Genomic DNA, 14,257 nt, shown 5'->3' with positions numbered 1-14,257 from the left:
GACGAAGCAATCCATGGCGCCGCACGCGGAGATATGGATTGCTTCGCTTCGCTCGCAATGACGGAATGCGATTATGACGATGGATGTTCCGGCACACAGCCTATTCTCCGGCCCCGGCTCCGGCCTGCTCGACAACGTCGTGCTTCAACACGACAATGGCCTCATCACGTCCATATCGCTTGCGACGCCGTCCACACCCGGCCCGCGCTCACTCATTCTTCCCGCCTTCGTCAACGCCCATGATCACGCGCGGCCGACCGCGTCCTCGTTCGGCGCGCTCGGCATGCCCTTGGAAAGCTGGATACTGCGCTCCGCGCTCGGCACGCCGGTCGATCCCTATCTGACAGCGGCCTCGGCATTGGCCCGTTCGGCGCGGGCGGGCTGTGCGGCGATGATGGTGCACTACACCCGGCCAAGCGGCACCATGCCGCTGGTCGAGGAGGCAAAGGCGATTGCGCGCGCGGCGTCCGACGTCGGCATCCGCATCGCGTTTGCGCTCGCGGTGCGCGACCAGAATCCGGTGGTCTATGGCGATAGCGAACTCGTGCTGTCGCAGCTCTCAAGCGACGACCGCAAGACAATTGAAGAATTGTTCGTCCGTGCGCCGATGTCGCCAAAGGCCTATATCGAACTCACGGATGCCATCGCCTCGGCCATCGCAGGTCCCAAGGTCGATGTGCAGCTCGGCCCCGCGGGCGTGCAGTGGTGCTCAAAAGCGTTGCTCGAGGCGGTGGCTGAGAACTCGGCCCACACCGGGCGACGCATCCACATGCATCTCCTGGAGACAATCTATCAGCGCGGCTGGGCTGACCAGCATTTTCCGGATGGCGTCGTCCGTTATCTCCGCGACATCGGCTTCCTGTCGGAGAGGCTGACGCTGGCGCATTGCATCCACGCCCGCCCCGACGAGATCGAAATGATCGCCGCGTCCGGCGCGCGTATCGTCACCAACTTCTCCTCCAATTTGCACCTGCGCTCGGGCCTCGCGCCGATCGCCGCGGCGCATCGATGTGGCTGCGCCATCGCGGTCGGCGTCGATGGTCTCGCGCTCGACGAAGACGACGACGTGCTGCGCGAGATGCGGCTGGTCCAGATGATGCACGGCGGCCTCGGCTTTGAGCGAACCTGGACAGCTTCCGAATTCCTCGCGCTCGCGATCGCCAATGGCCGCAAGGCGACCGGCGCGCCCGGAACGGGCGCCCTCATATCAGGCGCGCCGGCCGATTTCGTGTCCATTGATCTCGATCGGCTCGACCGCGACCGCATCATGCCGGTCGATCCCATCGATCTCCTGTTCGCCCGCGGCAATGCGTCTTTCTTGCGCGACGTCGTAGTGGACGGACGGCTCATCGTCAGCGAAGGCCGTTGCACCGGTGTCGATCTCCCCGCGATCGAGCGGGAGCTGCGCGGAATCTATCGCGCCAATGCAAGACAACTCGCACCATTTCAGCGGGCCTGGCCGCCGCTCGCAGCGTCGCTGCAGGGCTGGTTCGAAGCCCAGCTCGATTGCCGGTAGATCGCTAAGCGCCTGAGTTTGCCGTGTGAATTCCGTCATGTGGAACGAAATTCCACTTGCGCAGAATCTCGGCAACGGTTCATGTCGGGTAAACAAGAAACTGCCGGTAGCCGCCTCGCGCTGTTGATTGGGGTATGGGAAGCACGCGGGGCAGGTGAGTGATCGCCGCATCATTTCGCTCTGATGTCCAGACGGAACTGTTCATGTCCTTCCATAAATTGCTGATTGCCAACCGCGGCGAGATCGCCATCCGCATCGCGCGCGCCGCTGGCGACGCTGGCCTTGCGACGGTCGCAATCTACTCCGCCGACGACGCGCAATCGCGGCATGTCCGCGCCGCCGACGCTGCCTTTGAAATCCTCGGGCGCGGCGCGCGGGCCTATCTCGATATCGAGGCAGTGATCGCAGCCGCCAAGGCGACCGGCTGCGACGCCGTGCATCCCGGCTATGGCTTCCTCAGCGAGAATGCCGCGTTCGCTCGCCGCTGCATCGAGGAAAGCATCGTCTTCGTCGGCCCGTCGCCGGAAGCGCTCGATCTGTTCGGCGACAAGGCGCAGGCCAAGGCGCTGGCAAAAAAATGTGGCGTGCCCGTTATCGATGGCACCAGCGGGCCGACCAGCCTCGGTGAGGCCAAGGCCTTCCTGGAATCGCTCGGCGCAGGCGGCGCCATCATGATCAAGGCCATCGCCGGCGGCGGCGGCCGCGGCATGCGCATCGTCGACGACGCGGGCAGGCTGGAGGAGGCCTATACGCGCTGCCAATCAGAGGCGATGGCGGCCTTCGGCAGCGATGGCGTCTATGTCGAGCGCCTGATTCGCAATGCCCGCCACATCGAGGTGCAGGTCATCTGCGACCACCACGGCGCGATCAGCCATCTGTGGGAGCGTGAATGCACGATCCAGCGCCGCAACCAGAAGCTCATCGAGGTCGCACCAAGCCCGTCGCTGAACGACGCCTTGCGCACGCGCATCATCGACGCCGCCAAGGAACTTGCGGCCGCCGCGAACTACGACAATCTCGGCACTTTCGAATTCCTCGTCGATAACGACGCCAGGACCAGCGACAAGGCGTTCGCCTTTATCGAGGCCAATCCGCGGCTGCAGGTGGAGCATACCGTTACCGAGGAGGTGCTCGGCCTCGATCTCGTGCAGTCGCAGCTTGCGGTCGCGGCCGGTGCGACGCTGGGCTCGCTTGGGCTAGCGCAGGGCTATATCCCGAGGCCGCGCGGCTTTGCGATCCAGCTCCGGGTCAACATGGAGGTGATGGACGAGACCGGCGCCACCAGGCCGACCGGCGGCACGCTGGCCGTGTTCGACCTGCCGTCCGGCCCCGGCGTGCGCGTCGATACGTTCGGCTATTCGGGCTACCGGACCAGCGCCGCCTTCGACTCGCTGCTTGCAAAGGTCATCGTGCATTCGCCAGGCGGCAACTGGACCGACGTGGTGCACAAGGCCTCGCGGACGCTGCGTGAATTTCGCATCGGCGGTGTCGCCACCAACGTTCCCTTCCTCGCGGCGATTTTGGCGCATCCGGATTTCGTCGAGAACCGTCTCAGCACCGGTTTTATTGACAAGCATGTCGCCGATCTGGTTGGCGAAACCAACACGACGGCGGAGACGGAACTGGTCGATTCCGGCAGCGCCGCAGATGACGAGACGCTCGCGATCGCGGTCGCGGCATCGGCAACCGGCCCGGCAGGTTCGGTCGCGGTGCTGGCGCCGCTGCAAGGCACGATCGTCGCGATAGACGTCGAGGAGGGTGACCTCGTTCGCCCCGGCCAGCAGATCGCCGTGCTCGAATCCATGAAGATGGAGCATCTGGTCACGGCGCCGCAGGGCGGCCGGGTGACGCAGATCGCAGCAGGCTCCGGCGTGATGCTGATGCAAGACGAGCCGATCCTCTATCTGGAGCCGGCCGAGATCGACGCCCATGATGTCACCGAGGAGGACGATATCGATCTCGACCACATCCGCCCCGATTTGGCCGAGTTGATCGAACGCCACGCCATCACGCTGGATGAAAACCGCCCGGCCTCGGTTGAACGGCGGCGCAAGACCAATCAGCGCACGGCGCGGGAGAATATCGCGCACCTCGTCGATGAAGGCTCCTTCGTCGAATATGGTTCGCTCGCCATCGCTGCCCAGCGAAGGCGCCGAACGGTCGACGACCTGATCCGCAACACGCCGGCCGACGGCCTGATCTCCGGCGTCGCCACTGTGAACGCGAAAAAATTCGGCGCCGACGCCGCCCGCTGCATGGTGATCGCCTACGATTACACCGTGCTCGCCGGCACGCAAGGCCATATGAACCACAAGAAGATCGACCGCATGCTCGGCCTGGCCGAACAATGGCGGCTGCCGCTGGTGTTCTATGCCGAAGGTGGCGGCGGCCGCCCCGGCGATACCGACAGGCTCGGCATGACCGGCCTCGACGGGCCGTCCTTCGTGCAGTTCGCAAAGCTCTCGGGGCTGGTGCCGGTGATCGGCGTCGTCTCCGGCTATTGCTTTGCCGGCAACGCGGCGATGCTCGGTTGTTGCGACGTCATCATCGCGACGAAGAATGCCTCGATCGGCATGGGTGGACCGGCGATGATCGAGGGCGGCGGGCTCGGCGTTTATCACCCTGCTGAAGTAGGTCCGGTGTCGTTCCAGTCGCCGAACGGCGTCATCGACATTCTGGTCGAGGATGAAGCGGAGGCGACATCCGCGGCGCAGAAATATCTGTCCTACTTCCAGGGCGCGGTCGCCGACTGGAAAGCGCCGGACCAGCGCCTGCTGCGGCGGTCCATTCCGGAGAACCGGCTGCGGGTCTACGACATCCGCCTCGTCATCGATCTCTTGGCCGACGAAGGCTCGGTGCTGGAGATCCGCCGGGATTTCGGCGTCGGCATGATCACCGCCTTTATCCGTATCGAGGGAAAACCGTTCGGCCTGATTGCCAACAACCCAAAGCATCTCGGCGGCGCGATCGACGCGCCGGCCGGCGACAAGGCCGCGCGCTTCATGCAGCTCTGCGATGCCTTCGACATTCCGCTTATATCGCTCTGCGATACGCCGGGCTTCATGGTCGGACCCGAAGCGGAGAAAACCGCGATTGTGCGCCATGTTTCGCGCATGTTCGTGACCGGCGCCAGCCTCACCGTGCCGCTGTTCGGCATCGTCCTGCGCAAGGGTTATGGGCTGGGCGCGCAGTCGATGGTCGGCGGTGGCTTCCACGCCTCGTTCTTCACCGTGGCCTGGCCGACCGGCGAGTTCGGTGGCATGGGGCTGGAAGGCTATGTCCGGCTCGGTTTCCGCAAGGAGATGGAAGCAATCGAAAACCCGGTCGAGCGCGAGGACTATTACAAGGCCAAGGTCGCCGAGCTCTACGCCAACGGCAAGGCGGTCTCGATCGCCTCGGTGCTCGAGATCGACGAAGTGATCGACCCCGCCGACACGCGGCACTGGATCATGTCCGGCCTGCGTTCGGTGCCAAAGCCGGAATTGCGCAGCGGTCGCAAGCGGCCGTGTATCGATGCGTGGTAGTACACCGTCGTCCCTGCGAAGGCTTGCGAAGGCAGGGACCCATAACCACAGGGTTGTGTTGTTGAAGAAGGACGCCGACCTGCGTGCTCCACAATGGCGACCGCGGTGTATGGGTCCCGGCCCGCGCGTCGCCTGGCCGGGACGACGGCATGTAGCCGAAGCTGACATATGTGATCTCGTATGTGAGTGCCCGACTGTGATCTCGTATGTGACTGCCCGACCGGGCAAATCACTTCTGATTTTCAGAAATCGCGTCAAGCCCCGGAATCAAAAATATTCCGCTTTCGTCCTCACCCAAATCAGTCGCATAACTCCGCCCGTCTCACGGCGGATGAGGGGCGCTTCGCGATCGTCACGAACGTGCGGTGAGATGCGATGGACGCTGAACGCGCAAGACGTGGGCGCAGGAAGCGTACGGCGAAGTCGTGTGGTCCTGGCGTCGCGGTGCTGGCGTTAAGTCCTTTGGAAGCGAAGCTTCTCGGGGGCGACGGAGGCAAAAGAGCCGTTCTCCGGGGAGAGCACGAAGTAAGCCGTAAAGCCATTGCGCAGGGAAGGCCGGGATGCTCCCGCTATACCTGTATGCTCGTGTGCGTTTTCTTTTGCGCACTTTGCACACGAGACCGCGGGTGCGGCGCGCATCCGGTCTTCCCTGCGCCCTCTAAACAAGAGGGCGGGAAGTTGAGAGCAAACCTCGGACGCAATGCGCCGCGAGATCGCGAAGTCATATCTGATTGTTAGAAAATTTGGAACAGACGTGCGCGCCCCTCCAGGGGAGGGTGCTACCCCAGCCTCAACTCATCGTATCCCTTCGCCGCTACCGCATCGCATCGTGCGCGATAAGCCGGCGCGCTGCCGCTGTAGCGGGCGACGATCCGCCTCTGTTTGCCTTCGACATTGGAATTGATGCCGGTCATCCAGGAATTGACCTCGTTGGACAGCAATCCCTCGCCGAGCGCCTTGACGTGATCGGTCCAGGCTTTCACGCCCTCCGGCGTCGCTTCCAGCCGCGTCAACCCCTCTTTCATCGCGAACAGGAGCAGCCCGGTGACCCAGTCGACGCTGTATTCGATGCTGCGCGGGATGTTGCCGAGCGCGGTGTGCGGCCCCATCAGCATCAGCATGTTCGGAAATTCATGCACCATGATGCCGAGATAGGTCTCCGGGCCTTGTCGCCACTTGTCTTTCAACCGCGCGCCGCCAACGCCACGAAAATCGATTTTGTCGAAACTGCCGGTGATGGCATCGAAACCGGTCGCGTAGATGATGATGTCGAACTCGTAATCCCGTTCGCTTGTCCTGATGCCCTCAGGCGTGATCCGCTCGATCGGCGTCTCGTTGATGTCGACCAGTTCGACATTGTCCTGGTTGTAGACTTCGTAATAGAACGTTTCGAGCGGCAGCCGGCGGGTGCCAAAGCCGTGATTTTTCGGAATCAGTTTTTCCGCGACCGCCGAATTCTTCACGCGCTGCCGGATCTTGCGCGCGACGAAATCGGAGATCGTGGCGTTCGCCCTGCGGTCGATCAGTATGTCGCGAAAGTTTCCCTGCCAGATGCCGAAGCCGCGCTCGCCATAGAGCTTTTCATAAAACGCCTCGCGCTCCTCGTCCGACACCTCGAACGCGCCGCGCGGATCCGGCGTGTGCAGGAAGCAGGCGAAGGTTTCCTGGCAACGGGCGAAGATCTCGGGATAGCCGGTCTTGATCTTCCTCTGGGTTTCGGCGTCGATTTTGCCGTTGTGCAGCGGCGCGCACCAGTTCGGCGTGCGCTGGAATACGGTGAGATGGCCAACCGAGCCGGCAATGGTTTGAATGGTCTGCACGCCGGTCGCGCCGGTGCCGATCACGGCGACGCGCTTGCCGGCAAAATCCACCGGCTCCTTCGGCCACCGTGCGGTATGAAAGGAGGCGCCTTTGAAATCCTCGCGGCCCTCGATCCGCGGCAGGGTAGGCGTCGACAACGGCCCGATCGCGGTGATCAGGAAGCGCGCGTCGAACCGGCTGCCGTCCTCCAGCGTAATGGTCCAGCTCCGCGTATCTTCCTCGTAAGCAGCCGCCGTCACCCGGCTCCTGAACTGGATATCCTGGCGCAGGTCGAACTTGTCGGCGACGTAATTGAGATAGCGCAACGTCTCCGGCTGGCCCGCAAAATGCTCCGACCATTCCCATTCCTCAAGCAACTCCTTCGAGAACGAGTAGCCATAGGAATAGCTTTCGGAATCGAAGCGCGCGCCGGGATAGCGGTTCCAGTACCAGGTGCCGCCGACATCGGTACCGGCCTCGAACACCCGCACGCGAAAACCCTGCTCGCGCAGCCGGTAGAGCTGGTACAGCCCCGACATGCCCGCGCCGATGATGATGGCGTCGTAGTCCGGAATCGGCGTCGCTCCCGCGCTTATGGTTTGCTCAAAAGCTATCCGGTCTCGCGCCCGCGGACAAACCTGTATCAAGGCGTGGCAGGGTTGCGCGTTTGTCCCGCCAAGTCGGCCTTGCTCGGCTTTACTGCCGGCCGCATCTGCCCCTATCGTGGAGCCCAGATCGCCTTCAAGGCGACGCTAATTCAGGGAGCGAAGCGACCGCAATGAACGATCCCGTTGACGTCCTCATCATCGGCGCCGGCGCGTCCGGCGCGGCGGTGGCGTGGAGCCTGGCTGAAACCAAGATGCATATCCTCTGCCTCGACCAGGGCGGCTGGATGAAGCCCTCGGAATATCCGAGCACGGGGCGCGACTGGGAGGCGAAGTTTTACGGCGACTGGTCGACCAGTCCGAACATCCGCGGCAGGCCCGAGGACTATCCGATCAACGACGACAACTCGCCGATCAAGGTCGTGAACTTCAACGGTGTCGGCGGCTCGACTGTGATGTACACCGCGCATTGGCCGCGGCTGCATCCCTCCGATTTCAAGGCGAAAACGCTCGACGGCGTTGCTGATGACTGGCCGATCGACTACGACACGCTGGTGCCGTTCTTCGAAGAGAACGACCGCATGATGGGGGTCTCGGGTTTGTCGGGCGATCCGTTGTCGCCGCTGACGCACCCGCCGATGCCGCCGCAGCCGCTCGGACTTTCCGGCCCGCTGATCGGCAAGGCCATGAACAAGCTCGGCTGGCATTGGTGGCCGTCGGACACCACGGTCGCGACGATGGATTACGAGGGCCGGGCGCGCTGTATCAATCTCGGCCATTGCACGCCGGCCTGCGCGCAAGGCGCCAAAGCCTCGACCGACATCACCTATTGGCCTCAGGCGATCCGCTCCGGCGTCGAGCTCAAGACTCATTGCCGCGTCCGCGAGATCCTGACCAATGAACATGGCATGGCCTCGGGCGTCGTCTATTACGACAAGGATGGCGTCGAGCAGTTCCAGCCGGCCGAAGTCGTCATCATCGCCTGCAACGGCGTCGGCACGCCGCGGCTGTTGCTGAATTCGGTCTCCGGCCGCTTCCCGAATGGCCTGGCCAATTCATCCGGCCTGGTCGGCAAGAACCTGATGTTCCATCCCTATGCGCAAATCTACGGTTTTGTGAAGGAGCCGACCGACTCTAACCGCGCGCCGCCGACTTGCCTCTGGAGCAAGGAGTTTTACGACACCGATCTCTCGCGCGGCTTCGTGCGCGGCTACGGCATCCAGTTCGGCCGCGGCGCGGGGCCGGTGTTCGAAGCCGTCGCGAGCGAACAGAAGGGCATTTTGCCATGGGGCGCGGACCATCACCGCGTGTTCCGCAAGCTTAACGGCCATCGGCTCGCGGTATCTGCGATCTGCGAGGATCTGCCCGAGGAGCACAACCGCGTCACGCTCGATCCCGTGCTGAAGGACAGCCACGGGATTCCCGCGCCGAAGATCGACTACACGATCAGCGAGAACAGCCGGAAGATGATGGAGCATGGATTGGCGCGCGGCCGGGAAATTCTCGAAACCGCCGGCGCCACCGACATCTGCATCAACAACCCGATTCCCTGGGGCGGCTGGCATCTGCTCGGTACCGCGCGGATGGGCACCGATCCTGCGCGCTCGGTGGTCAACGAATGGGGCCGGTCACACGACGTGAAAAACCTCTTCATCGTCGACGGCAGCGTGTTCGTCACGTCAGGCGGCGTGAACCCGACCTCGACCATCCAGGCGATCGCGCTCTACGTCGCCGACCAGATGAAGCAACGCCTTGCCAACCTCTTTGATTGAGACCGCGATGTCCGCAGCCAATGAACTGACCGCAGCCCAACGCGACGATCTCCGCACCGTCGCTGCAATGATCATTCCCGCCAGCGACGAGTACAAGGTGCCCGGCGCCGACGATCCTGCGATCCAGGCCGATATGCTGGCGACGCTCGGCCGCGATACTGCGATGGTGCGTGCCGCGCTCGACCATCTGGCGCGTCTGGCCGGCAAGCCGTTGGCTGAGCTTGACGCGGCGCGGCGCGACGAGGTCGCAAGAGAATTCCGCGCCACCGGCGGCGGCCCCGCCGCGACACTCGTTCGCGTCGTGCTGCAATGCTACTACCGCGATGACCGCGTGCTGCGCTCGCTCGGGCTGGAGCTTCGCGCGCCGTTCCCGAAGGGCCACGTGCTGGAAGAGGGGGACTGGTCGTTGCTCGACCCCGTCAAGGCGCGGCCGGCGAAGCTCAGAAGGGCGCCCTAGCAGGCCTGCCCTGCGCTGGATGCCCGGGCACCTTGCGCAGGCGGTTCCCGACCACCATCTGGTGAGGCCGAAGGAATCTTGCCATGTTGGATTTTACCTCAGATATCGCCGATGACGAACTGTCGTCGCGAACCGCCGAGCCTGCCCGGGACAATGACCGGGTTTTGCTCGATGCCTATTCCAATGCCGTGATCGATGTGACCGAGCGGGTCGGTCCCGCAGTCGTGCGCGTCGAAACCGGGCCGAAGGTGCGCAGCGCGCGTGAGCGCGGCGGACTTGGGTCCGGTATTGTCATCTCGCCCGACGGTCTCGTGCTGACCAACAGCCATGTGGTCGGATCATCGAAGGAGATCAGGCTGCGCGACACTGAAGGATTCGTCACCGACGCTCACGTGCTCGGCGTCGATCCAGACACGGACCTTGCCTTGCTGCGGGCCGACGGCGCGCGCGATCTGCGTTATGCCTCGCTCGGCAACTCCAAGAGCCTGCGTCGCGGCCAACTCGTGGTCGCGATCGGCAATCCGCTCGGCTTCGAATCGACGGTGACCGCCGGCGTGGTGTCGGCGCTCGGCCGCTCGATCCGCTCGGTGAGCGGCCGGACCATCGAGGACGTGATCCAGACCGATGCTGCGCTGAATCCCGGCAATTCCGGCGGGCCGCTGGTGTCGTCGGCATCGGAGGTGATCGGCATCAACACCGCAATCATCAACGGCGCGCAGGGCATCTGCTTCGCGGTCGCCAGCAACACGGCGCAGTTCGTGCTGTCCGAGATCATCCGCCACGGCTATGTCCGCCGCGCCTATATCGGCGTCGCAGGCCAGACCGCGCCGATCCCGCGGCGGCATGCGGTGGTCGCCGGCGTCGACAACAAGATGGGCGCGCTGCTGGCGCAGATCGAGCCGGACAGCCCGGCCGCGAAGGCGGGACTGTTGCCGGGCGATGTCGTGATCAAGCTCGACGGCGTCGAGATCAACGGCGTCGACGATCTGATCCGCGCCCTCGATCGCGACCGCATCGGGCGGACGCTCGCGATGCATGTGTTGCGGATGGGAAGGTTGCGGGCGATCGACATCCATCCGGTGGAGCGCAGGCAGCCGGGAAGGCAGTAGTGTCCTCAGTCGTCATGCGCAGGCTTGACAGGCGGGCCTACTGCCGCAAGGCCGCCAGCAACTCGTCGGGCGCTTCAGCCATGATCATGTGGCCGGCGCCGGGCACGACGATCGTACGCGAGTTCGGCGTCGCCGCAGCCAGCGCCTTGCCGCCCTTGGCTGGCGTCATCATGTCGCGCTCACCGAGAATGAAGGTGACGGGCACCTTCACCTGCGCGGCTGCCGCGAGTGCGTTCTGATAGGAGTTGCAGGCATTGAGATCGCTGTAGAGCACGCCCGGCCGCGTCTGCTGCAGCACGCGCTGCGCGCCCTGATGCATCCACAATCCCGGCGCGAGACTGCCGCCGAGCTCGGCCTTGAAGCCGAGGCCCCAGATCGAGACCATATCGATGGCATCGGGGTTGTTGACCTCGGCGGCCTTGAGCAGATCGGGGCCGACCGTCATCGCAGCAGCGGTGCCGATCAGGCTGAGGCCGGACACCTTGTCGGGATGACGCGCGGACGTCTCCAGCGCGATCAGCGAGCCCATCGAATGGCCGATCAGCTTCGCCTTCGGCGCAGCCGCAGCGTCGAGCAACGCGGCGGTCCAGTCGGCCATGTCGGCGATGGTTGGCAGCGGGCTGCCTCCCGAACGGCCATGGCCGGGCAAGTCGGGCGCCAGCACGGCGTAGCCGTGATGGGCGAACCAGCGGCTGTGCAGCGCCCAGGTCGAATGATCAAACCCCGCGCCGTGCAGCATCACCAGCGCGGGCAGCGACGGATCGAACGGCCGGCCGCCGGTCGCAACGAAGACATCAGCACCGTTGACGGAAAGCTGCATGGGTCAAACCTTCTGCGATGCGCGAAGCGCCTGGCTGAGATCGTCGATGATATCGGAAGCGGCCTCAATTCCGATCGACAGCCGCACCAGCTCCTCGCCGATCCCCGCGGCCTTCAACTGGGCGGCATCCATCTGCTGATGCGTGGTGCTGGCGGGGTGAATGACCAGCGTCTTGGCGTCACCGACATTGGCGAGATGGCTGATCATCCGCAACGACTCGATGAATTTTTTGCCCGCCGCCCGGCCACCCTTGATGCCGAAAGAGACGATCGATCCGGCGCCGCGCGGCAACAGCCGCTTCGCGAGCTGATGGTCGGGATGATTTTCCAGCGCCGGATGCAGCACCCACTCGACCGCCTTGTTGGCGCTCAGCGCTTCGAGCACCGCAAGCGTGTTGCTCATGTGGCGCTCCATCCGCACGCCGAGCGTCTCGACGCCCTGCAGCAGGTGAAACGCGTTGGTCGGCGACAGGCAGGCGCCGAAGTCGCGCAGGCCCTCGGTGCGGGCGCGCATGATGAAGGCGGCCTGGCCGAACTGCTCGTCGAAGACGATGCCGTGATAGCCGGCATAGGGTTCGGTGAGCTGGGGGAATTTGCCCGACGCGTGCCAATCGAACCGGCCGCCATCGACGATGACGCCGCCAATGGCGATGCCGTGGCCGCCGATCCATTTGGTCGCCGAGTTCATCACGATGTCGGCGCCGAGCTCGATCGGGCGGCTGAGGAACGGCGTCGCAAAGGTGTTGTCGATCAGGAGCGGAATCTTGGCGTCATGCGCGATCTGCGCGACCGCCGGAATATCCAGCACCTCCAGCCCGGGATTGCCGATGGTCTCGCCGATCACCAGCCGCGTGTTTGGCTTGATCGCGGCGCGGAATTCATCGAGCGCGCGCGGTTTGACGAACGTCGTCGTGATGCCGAAGCGCGGCAGCGTGTGCGCCAGCAAATTGATGGTGCCGCCATAGAGCGAGGCGGAGGCGACGATGTGGTCGCCGGCGTTGAGGATCGTTGCGATCGCCAGATGCATCGCGGCCATGCCGCTCGCCGTGCAGATCGCGCCGACGCCGGCTTCCAGTGCCGCGAGCCGCTCCTCGAGCACGGCGGTCGTGGGATTGGAAATGCGGGTGTAGATGTGTCCGGCGCGCTCGAGGTTGAACAGCGCCGCGGCGTGGTCGGAGTCCTGGAACACGTAGGAGGTGGTCTGGTAGACCGGAACGGCGCGGGCGCCGGTTGCGGGATCAGGGCGCTGGCCGGCATGCAGGCTCAGGGTTTCGAAGGCAGGCGGCTTGGGTGCGGGCATGCGGGGCTCGTCAGATCAAGTGGTGGCGGGAAAGTATGTGATGGCTCAGACGTGCACGGCGGCGCGGACGCGGCCGGCATTGCCGAACACGCGCAAATAACGTTCGATCTCGGACGGCGTGCCGGTGGCCTTCTCGGGATTATCAGACAGCTTGACCGCCGGCCGCCCATCGACGGATGTCACCTTGCAGACCAGCGAGATCGGATCGAGATCGGCCGATCCGTCCGGCGCGCAGCCGACGAAATCGTTGGTGAGATTGGTGCCCCAGCCGAACGAGATGCGGACGCGTCCGGCGAAATGACGATAAGTCTCCTCGATCGAATCGACATCCATGCCGTCGGAGAACACCAGCAGCTTCTCCTTAGGCTCGCGGCCCTTCTGCTTCCACCATTTGATGATGTCCTCGCCGGCCGTGATCGGCGGCGCGCTGTCCGGGCGGAAGCCGGTCCAGTCGGCGACCCAGTCAGGTGCATCGCGCAGGAACGTCTTGGTGCCGAAGGCGTCGGGCAGCGCGATCAAGAGATTGCCGCCGTAGGTGTGTCGCCACTGATCGAGGATGCGATAGGGTGCCCAGCGCAACTCCTCGTCGGAATCGGCGAGCGCGGCCGCGACCATCGGCAATTCATGCGCATTGGTGCCGATCGCTTCAAGATCGTTGTCCATCGCCAGCAGCACGTTGGAGGTGCCGGTGAAAGAGGGGCCGAGGCCCTCCTTGACGGCCTCGACGCACCAGCGCTGCCACAGATGGCCGTGGCGTCGGCGCGTGCCGAAGTCCGACAGCCGGAGGCCCTCGAGCTTGCGCAGCCGCTCCACCTTGGACCACAGCTTGGCCTTGGCGCGGGCATAGAGCACGTCGAGCACGAAGCGTCCCTGACCCTTGGTCGCCTGCCGCGAGCGCAGCTCGTTCATGATCGCGAGCGCCGGGATTTCCCACATCGTGGTGTGGGTCCATGGCCCGTGGAAGTGCAGCTCGTACTGGCCGTCGACCTTGTTGAGCTCGTATTCGGGCAGACGGAAGTTGGCGAGCCAGTGGATGAAGTCCGGCGAAAACATCTGGGTCTTGCCGTAGAACGTGTTACCGGCGAGCCAGATCAGCTCCTTCTTGGTGAAGCGGATGGTGCGCGCGTGGTCGAGCTGTGCGCGCAGTTCGCCCTCATCGACGATCTCGGCAAGGCGGACATGCCGGGTGCGGTTGATGACCGAAAAGGTGACGCGCTGTTCCGGGTAAAATTCCCGGATCATCTGCAGCATCAAAAGCTTGTAAAAATCGGTATCGAGCAGGCTGCGCACGATCGGGTCGAGCCGCCAGCCATGGTTATAGGTCCGGGATGCAATATCGGTAACTGCCATGGCGG

The 14,257-nt window shown here is 64.2% G+C and carries 9 protein-coding genes; 5 read left to right on the top strand and 4 right to left on the bottom strand.

Going from position 1 to position 14,257, the window contains the following annotated elements; translation table 11 throughout:
* Nucleotides 1-73: 73 nt before the first annotated feature.
* Both CQ13_RS12815 and CQ13_RS12810 read left to right on the top strand, forming a co-directional pair.
* The gene (locus tag CQ13_RS12815) at nt 74-1,516 is read left to right on the top strand and encodes an amidohydrolase family protein (protein WP_057843237.1); all 1,443 of its coding nucleotides are present in this window, start codon (nt 74-76) and stop codon (nt 1,514-1,516) included.
* Between the two features lie 203 nt (nt 1,517-1,719).
* Nucleotides 1,720-5,040: a carboxyl transferase domain-containing protein gene (locus CQ13_RS12810; protein ID WP_057843523.1), complete on the top strand. Its 3,321-nt coding sequence runs from the start codon at nt 1,720-1,722 to the stop codon at nt 5,038-5,040.
* Between the two features lie 779 nt (nt 5,041-5,819).
* On the opposite strand, the gene CQ13_RS12805 is transcribed toward CQ13_RS12810, so the two are convergent.
* The gene (locus CQ13_RS12805; RefSeq protein WP_430649685.1) at nt 5,820-7,394 is read right to left on the bottom strand and encodes a flavin-containing monooxygenase; all 1,575 of its coding nucleotides are present in this window, start codon (nt 7,392-7,394) and stop codon (nt 5,820-5,822) included.
* 224 nt (nt 7,395-7,618) lie between these two features.
* On the opposite strand from CQ13_RS12805, the gene CQ13_RS12800 reads away from it, so the two are divergent.
* The 3 genes from CQ13_RS12800 (at nt 7,619) to CQ13_RS12790 (ending at nt 10,783) form a co-directional block, all read left to right on the top strand.
* Entirely contained in the window at nt 7,619-9,217 is a 1,599-nt protein-coding gene (locus tag CQ13_RS12800; RefSeq protein ID WP_057843236.1) for a GMC family oxidoreductase, read from the top strand.
* A 7-nt stretch (nt 9,218-9,224) separates the two neighbouring features.
* The gene (locus CQ13_RS12795) at nt 9,225-9,674 is read left to right on the top strand and encodes a gluconate 2-dehydrogenase subunit 3 family protein (RefSeq protein ID WP_057843235.1); all 450 of its coding nucleotides are present in this window, start codon (nt 9,225-9,227) and stop codon (nt 9,672-9,674) included.
* A gap of 83 nt (nt 9,675-9,757) precedes the next feature.
* Nucleotides 9,758-10,783, top strand: coding sequence for a S1C family serine protease (locus tag CQ13_RS12790; protein ID WP_057843234.1), 1,026 nt, complete (start codon nt 9,758-9,760; stop codon nt 10,781-10,783).
* 37 nt (nt 10,784-10,820) lie between these two features.
* Here CQ13_RS12790 and CQ13_RS12785 read toward each other — a convergent pair whose 3' ends face one another.
* From CQ13_RS12785 to pncB, 3 genes are read right to left on the bottom strand one after another with little or no spacing between them, the layout of a single operon-like run.
* On the bottom strand, nt 10,821-11,603 hold the full coding sequence (locus CQ13_RS12785; RefSeq protein WP_057843233.1) for an alpha/beta fold hydrolase: 783 nt from the start codon (nt 11,601-11,603) through the stop codon (nt 10,821-10,823).
* 3 nt (nt 11,604-11,606) lie between these two features.
* Nucleotides 11,607-12,902, bottom strand: a complete 1,296-nt coding sequence (locus tag CQ13_RS12780) for an O-acetylhomoserine aminocarboxypropyltransferase (RefSeq protein WP_057843232.1) — start codon at nt 12,900-12,902, stop codon at nt 11,607-11,609.
* Between the two features lie 45 nt (nt 12,903-12,947).
* Nucleotides 12,948-14,252 (bottom strand): nicotinate phosphoribosyltransferase, encoded by a 1,305-nt coding sequence (gene pncB / locus CQ13_RS12775; protein ID WP_057843231.1) that lies wholly within the window; start codon nt 14,250-14,252, stop codon nt 12,948-12,950.
* Nucleotides 14,253-14,257 lie beyond the last annotated feature (5 nt).

Source organism: Bradyrhizobium retamae, assembly GCF_001440415.1.
In the GTDB taxonomy this organism is placed as follows: Bacteria; Pseudomonadota; Alphaproteobacteria; order Rhizobiales; family Xanthobacteraceae; genus Bradyrhizobium; species Bradyrhizobium retamae.
Note: the sequence above shows the minus strand (reverse complement) of the source record. Positions and strands in the feature narration are given on the sequence as shown.

Excerpts from the sequence above, each read along its gene's own strand:
- pncB (WP_057843231.1), bottom strand. The coding sequence starts at position 14,252 with ATGGCAGTTACCGATATTGCATCCCGGACCTATAACCATGGCTGGCGG.
- CQ13_RS12815 (WP_057843237.1), top strand. The coding sequence starts at position 74 with ATGACGATGGATGTTCCGGCACACAGCCTATTCTCCGGCCCCGGCTCC.
- CQ13_RS12780 (WP_057843232.1), bottom strand. The coding sequence starts at position 12,902 with ATGCCCGCACCCAAGCCGCCTGCCTTCGAAACCCTGAGCCTGCATGCC.
- CQ13_RS12810 (WP_057843523.1), top strand. The coding sequence starts at position 1,720 with ATGTCCTTCCATAAATTGCTGATTGCCAACCGCGGCGAGATCGCCATC.
- CQ13_RS12785 (WP_057843233.1), bottom strand. The coding sequence starts at position 11,603 with ATGCAGCTTTCCGTCAACGGTGCTGATGTCTTCGTTGCGACCGGCGGC.
- CQ13_RS12800 (WP_057843236.1), top strand. The coding sequence starts at position 7,619 with ATGAACGATCCCGTTGACGTCCTCATCATCGGCGCCGGCGCGTCCGGC.
- CQ13_RS12795 (WP_057843235.1), top strand. The coding sequence starts at position 9,225 with ATGTCCGCAGCCAATGAACTGACCGCAGCCCAACGCGACGATCTCCGC.
- CQ13_RS12790 (WP_057843234.1), top strand. The coding sequence starts at position 9,758 with ATGTTGGATTTTACCTCAGATATCGCCGATGACGAACTGTCGTCGCGA.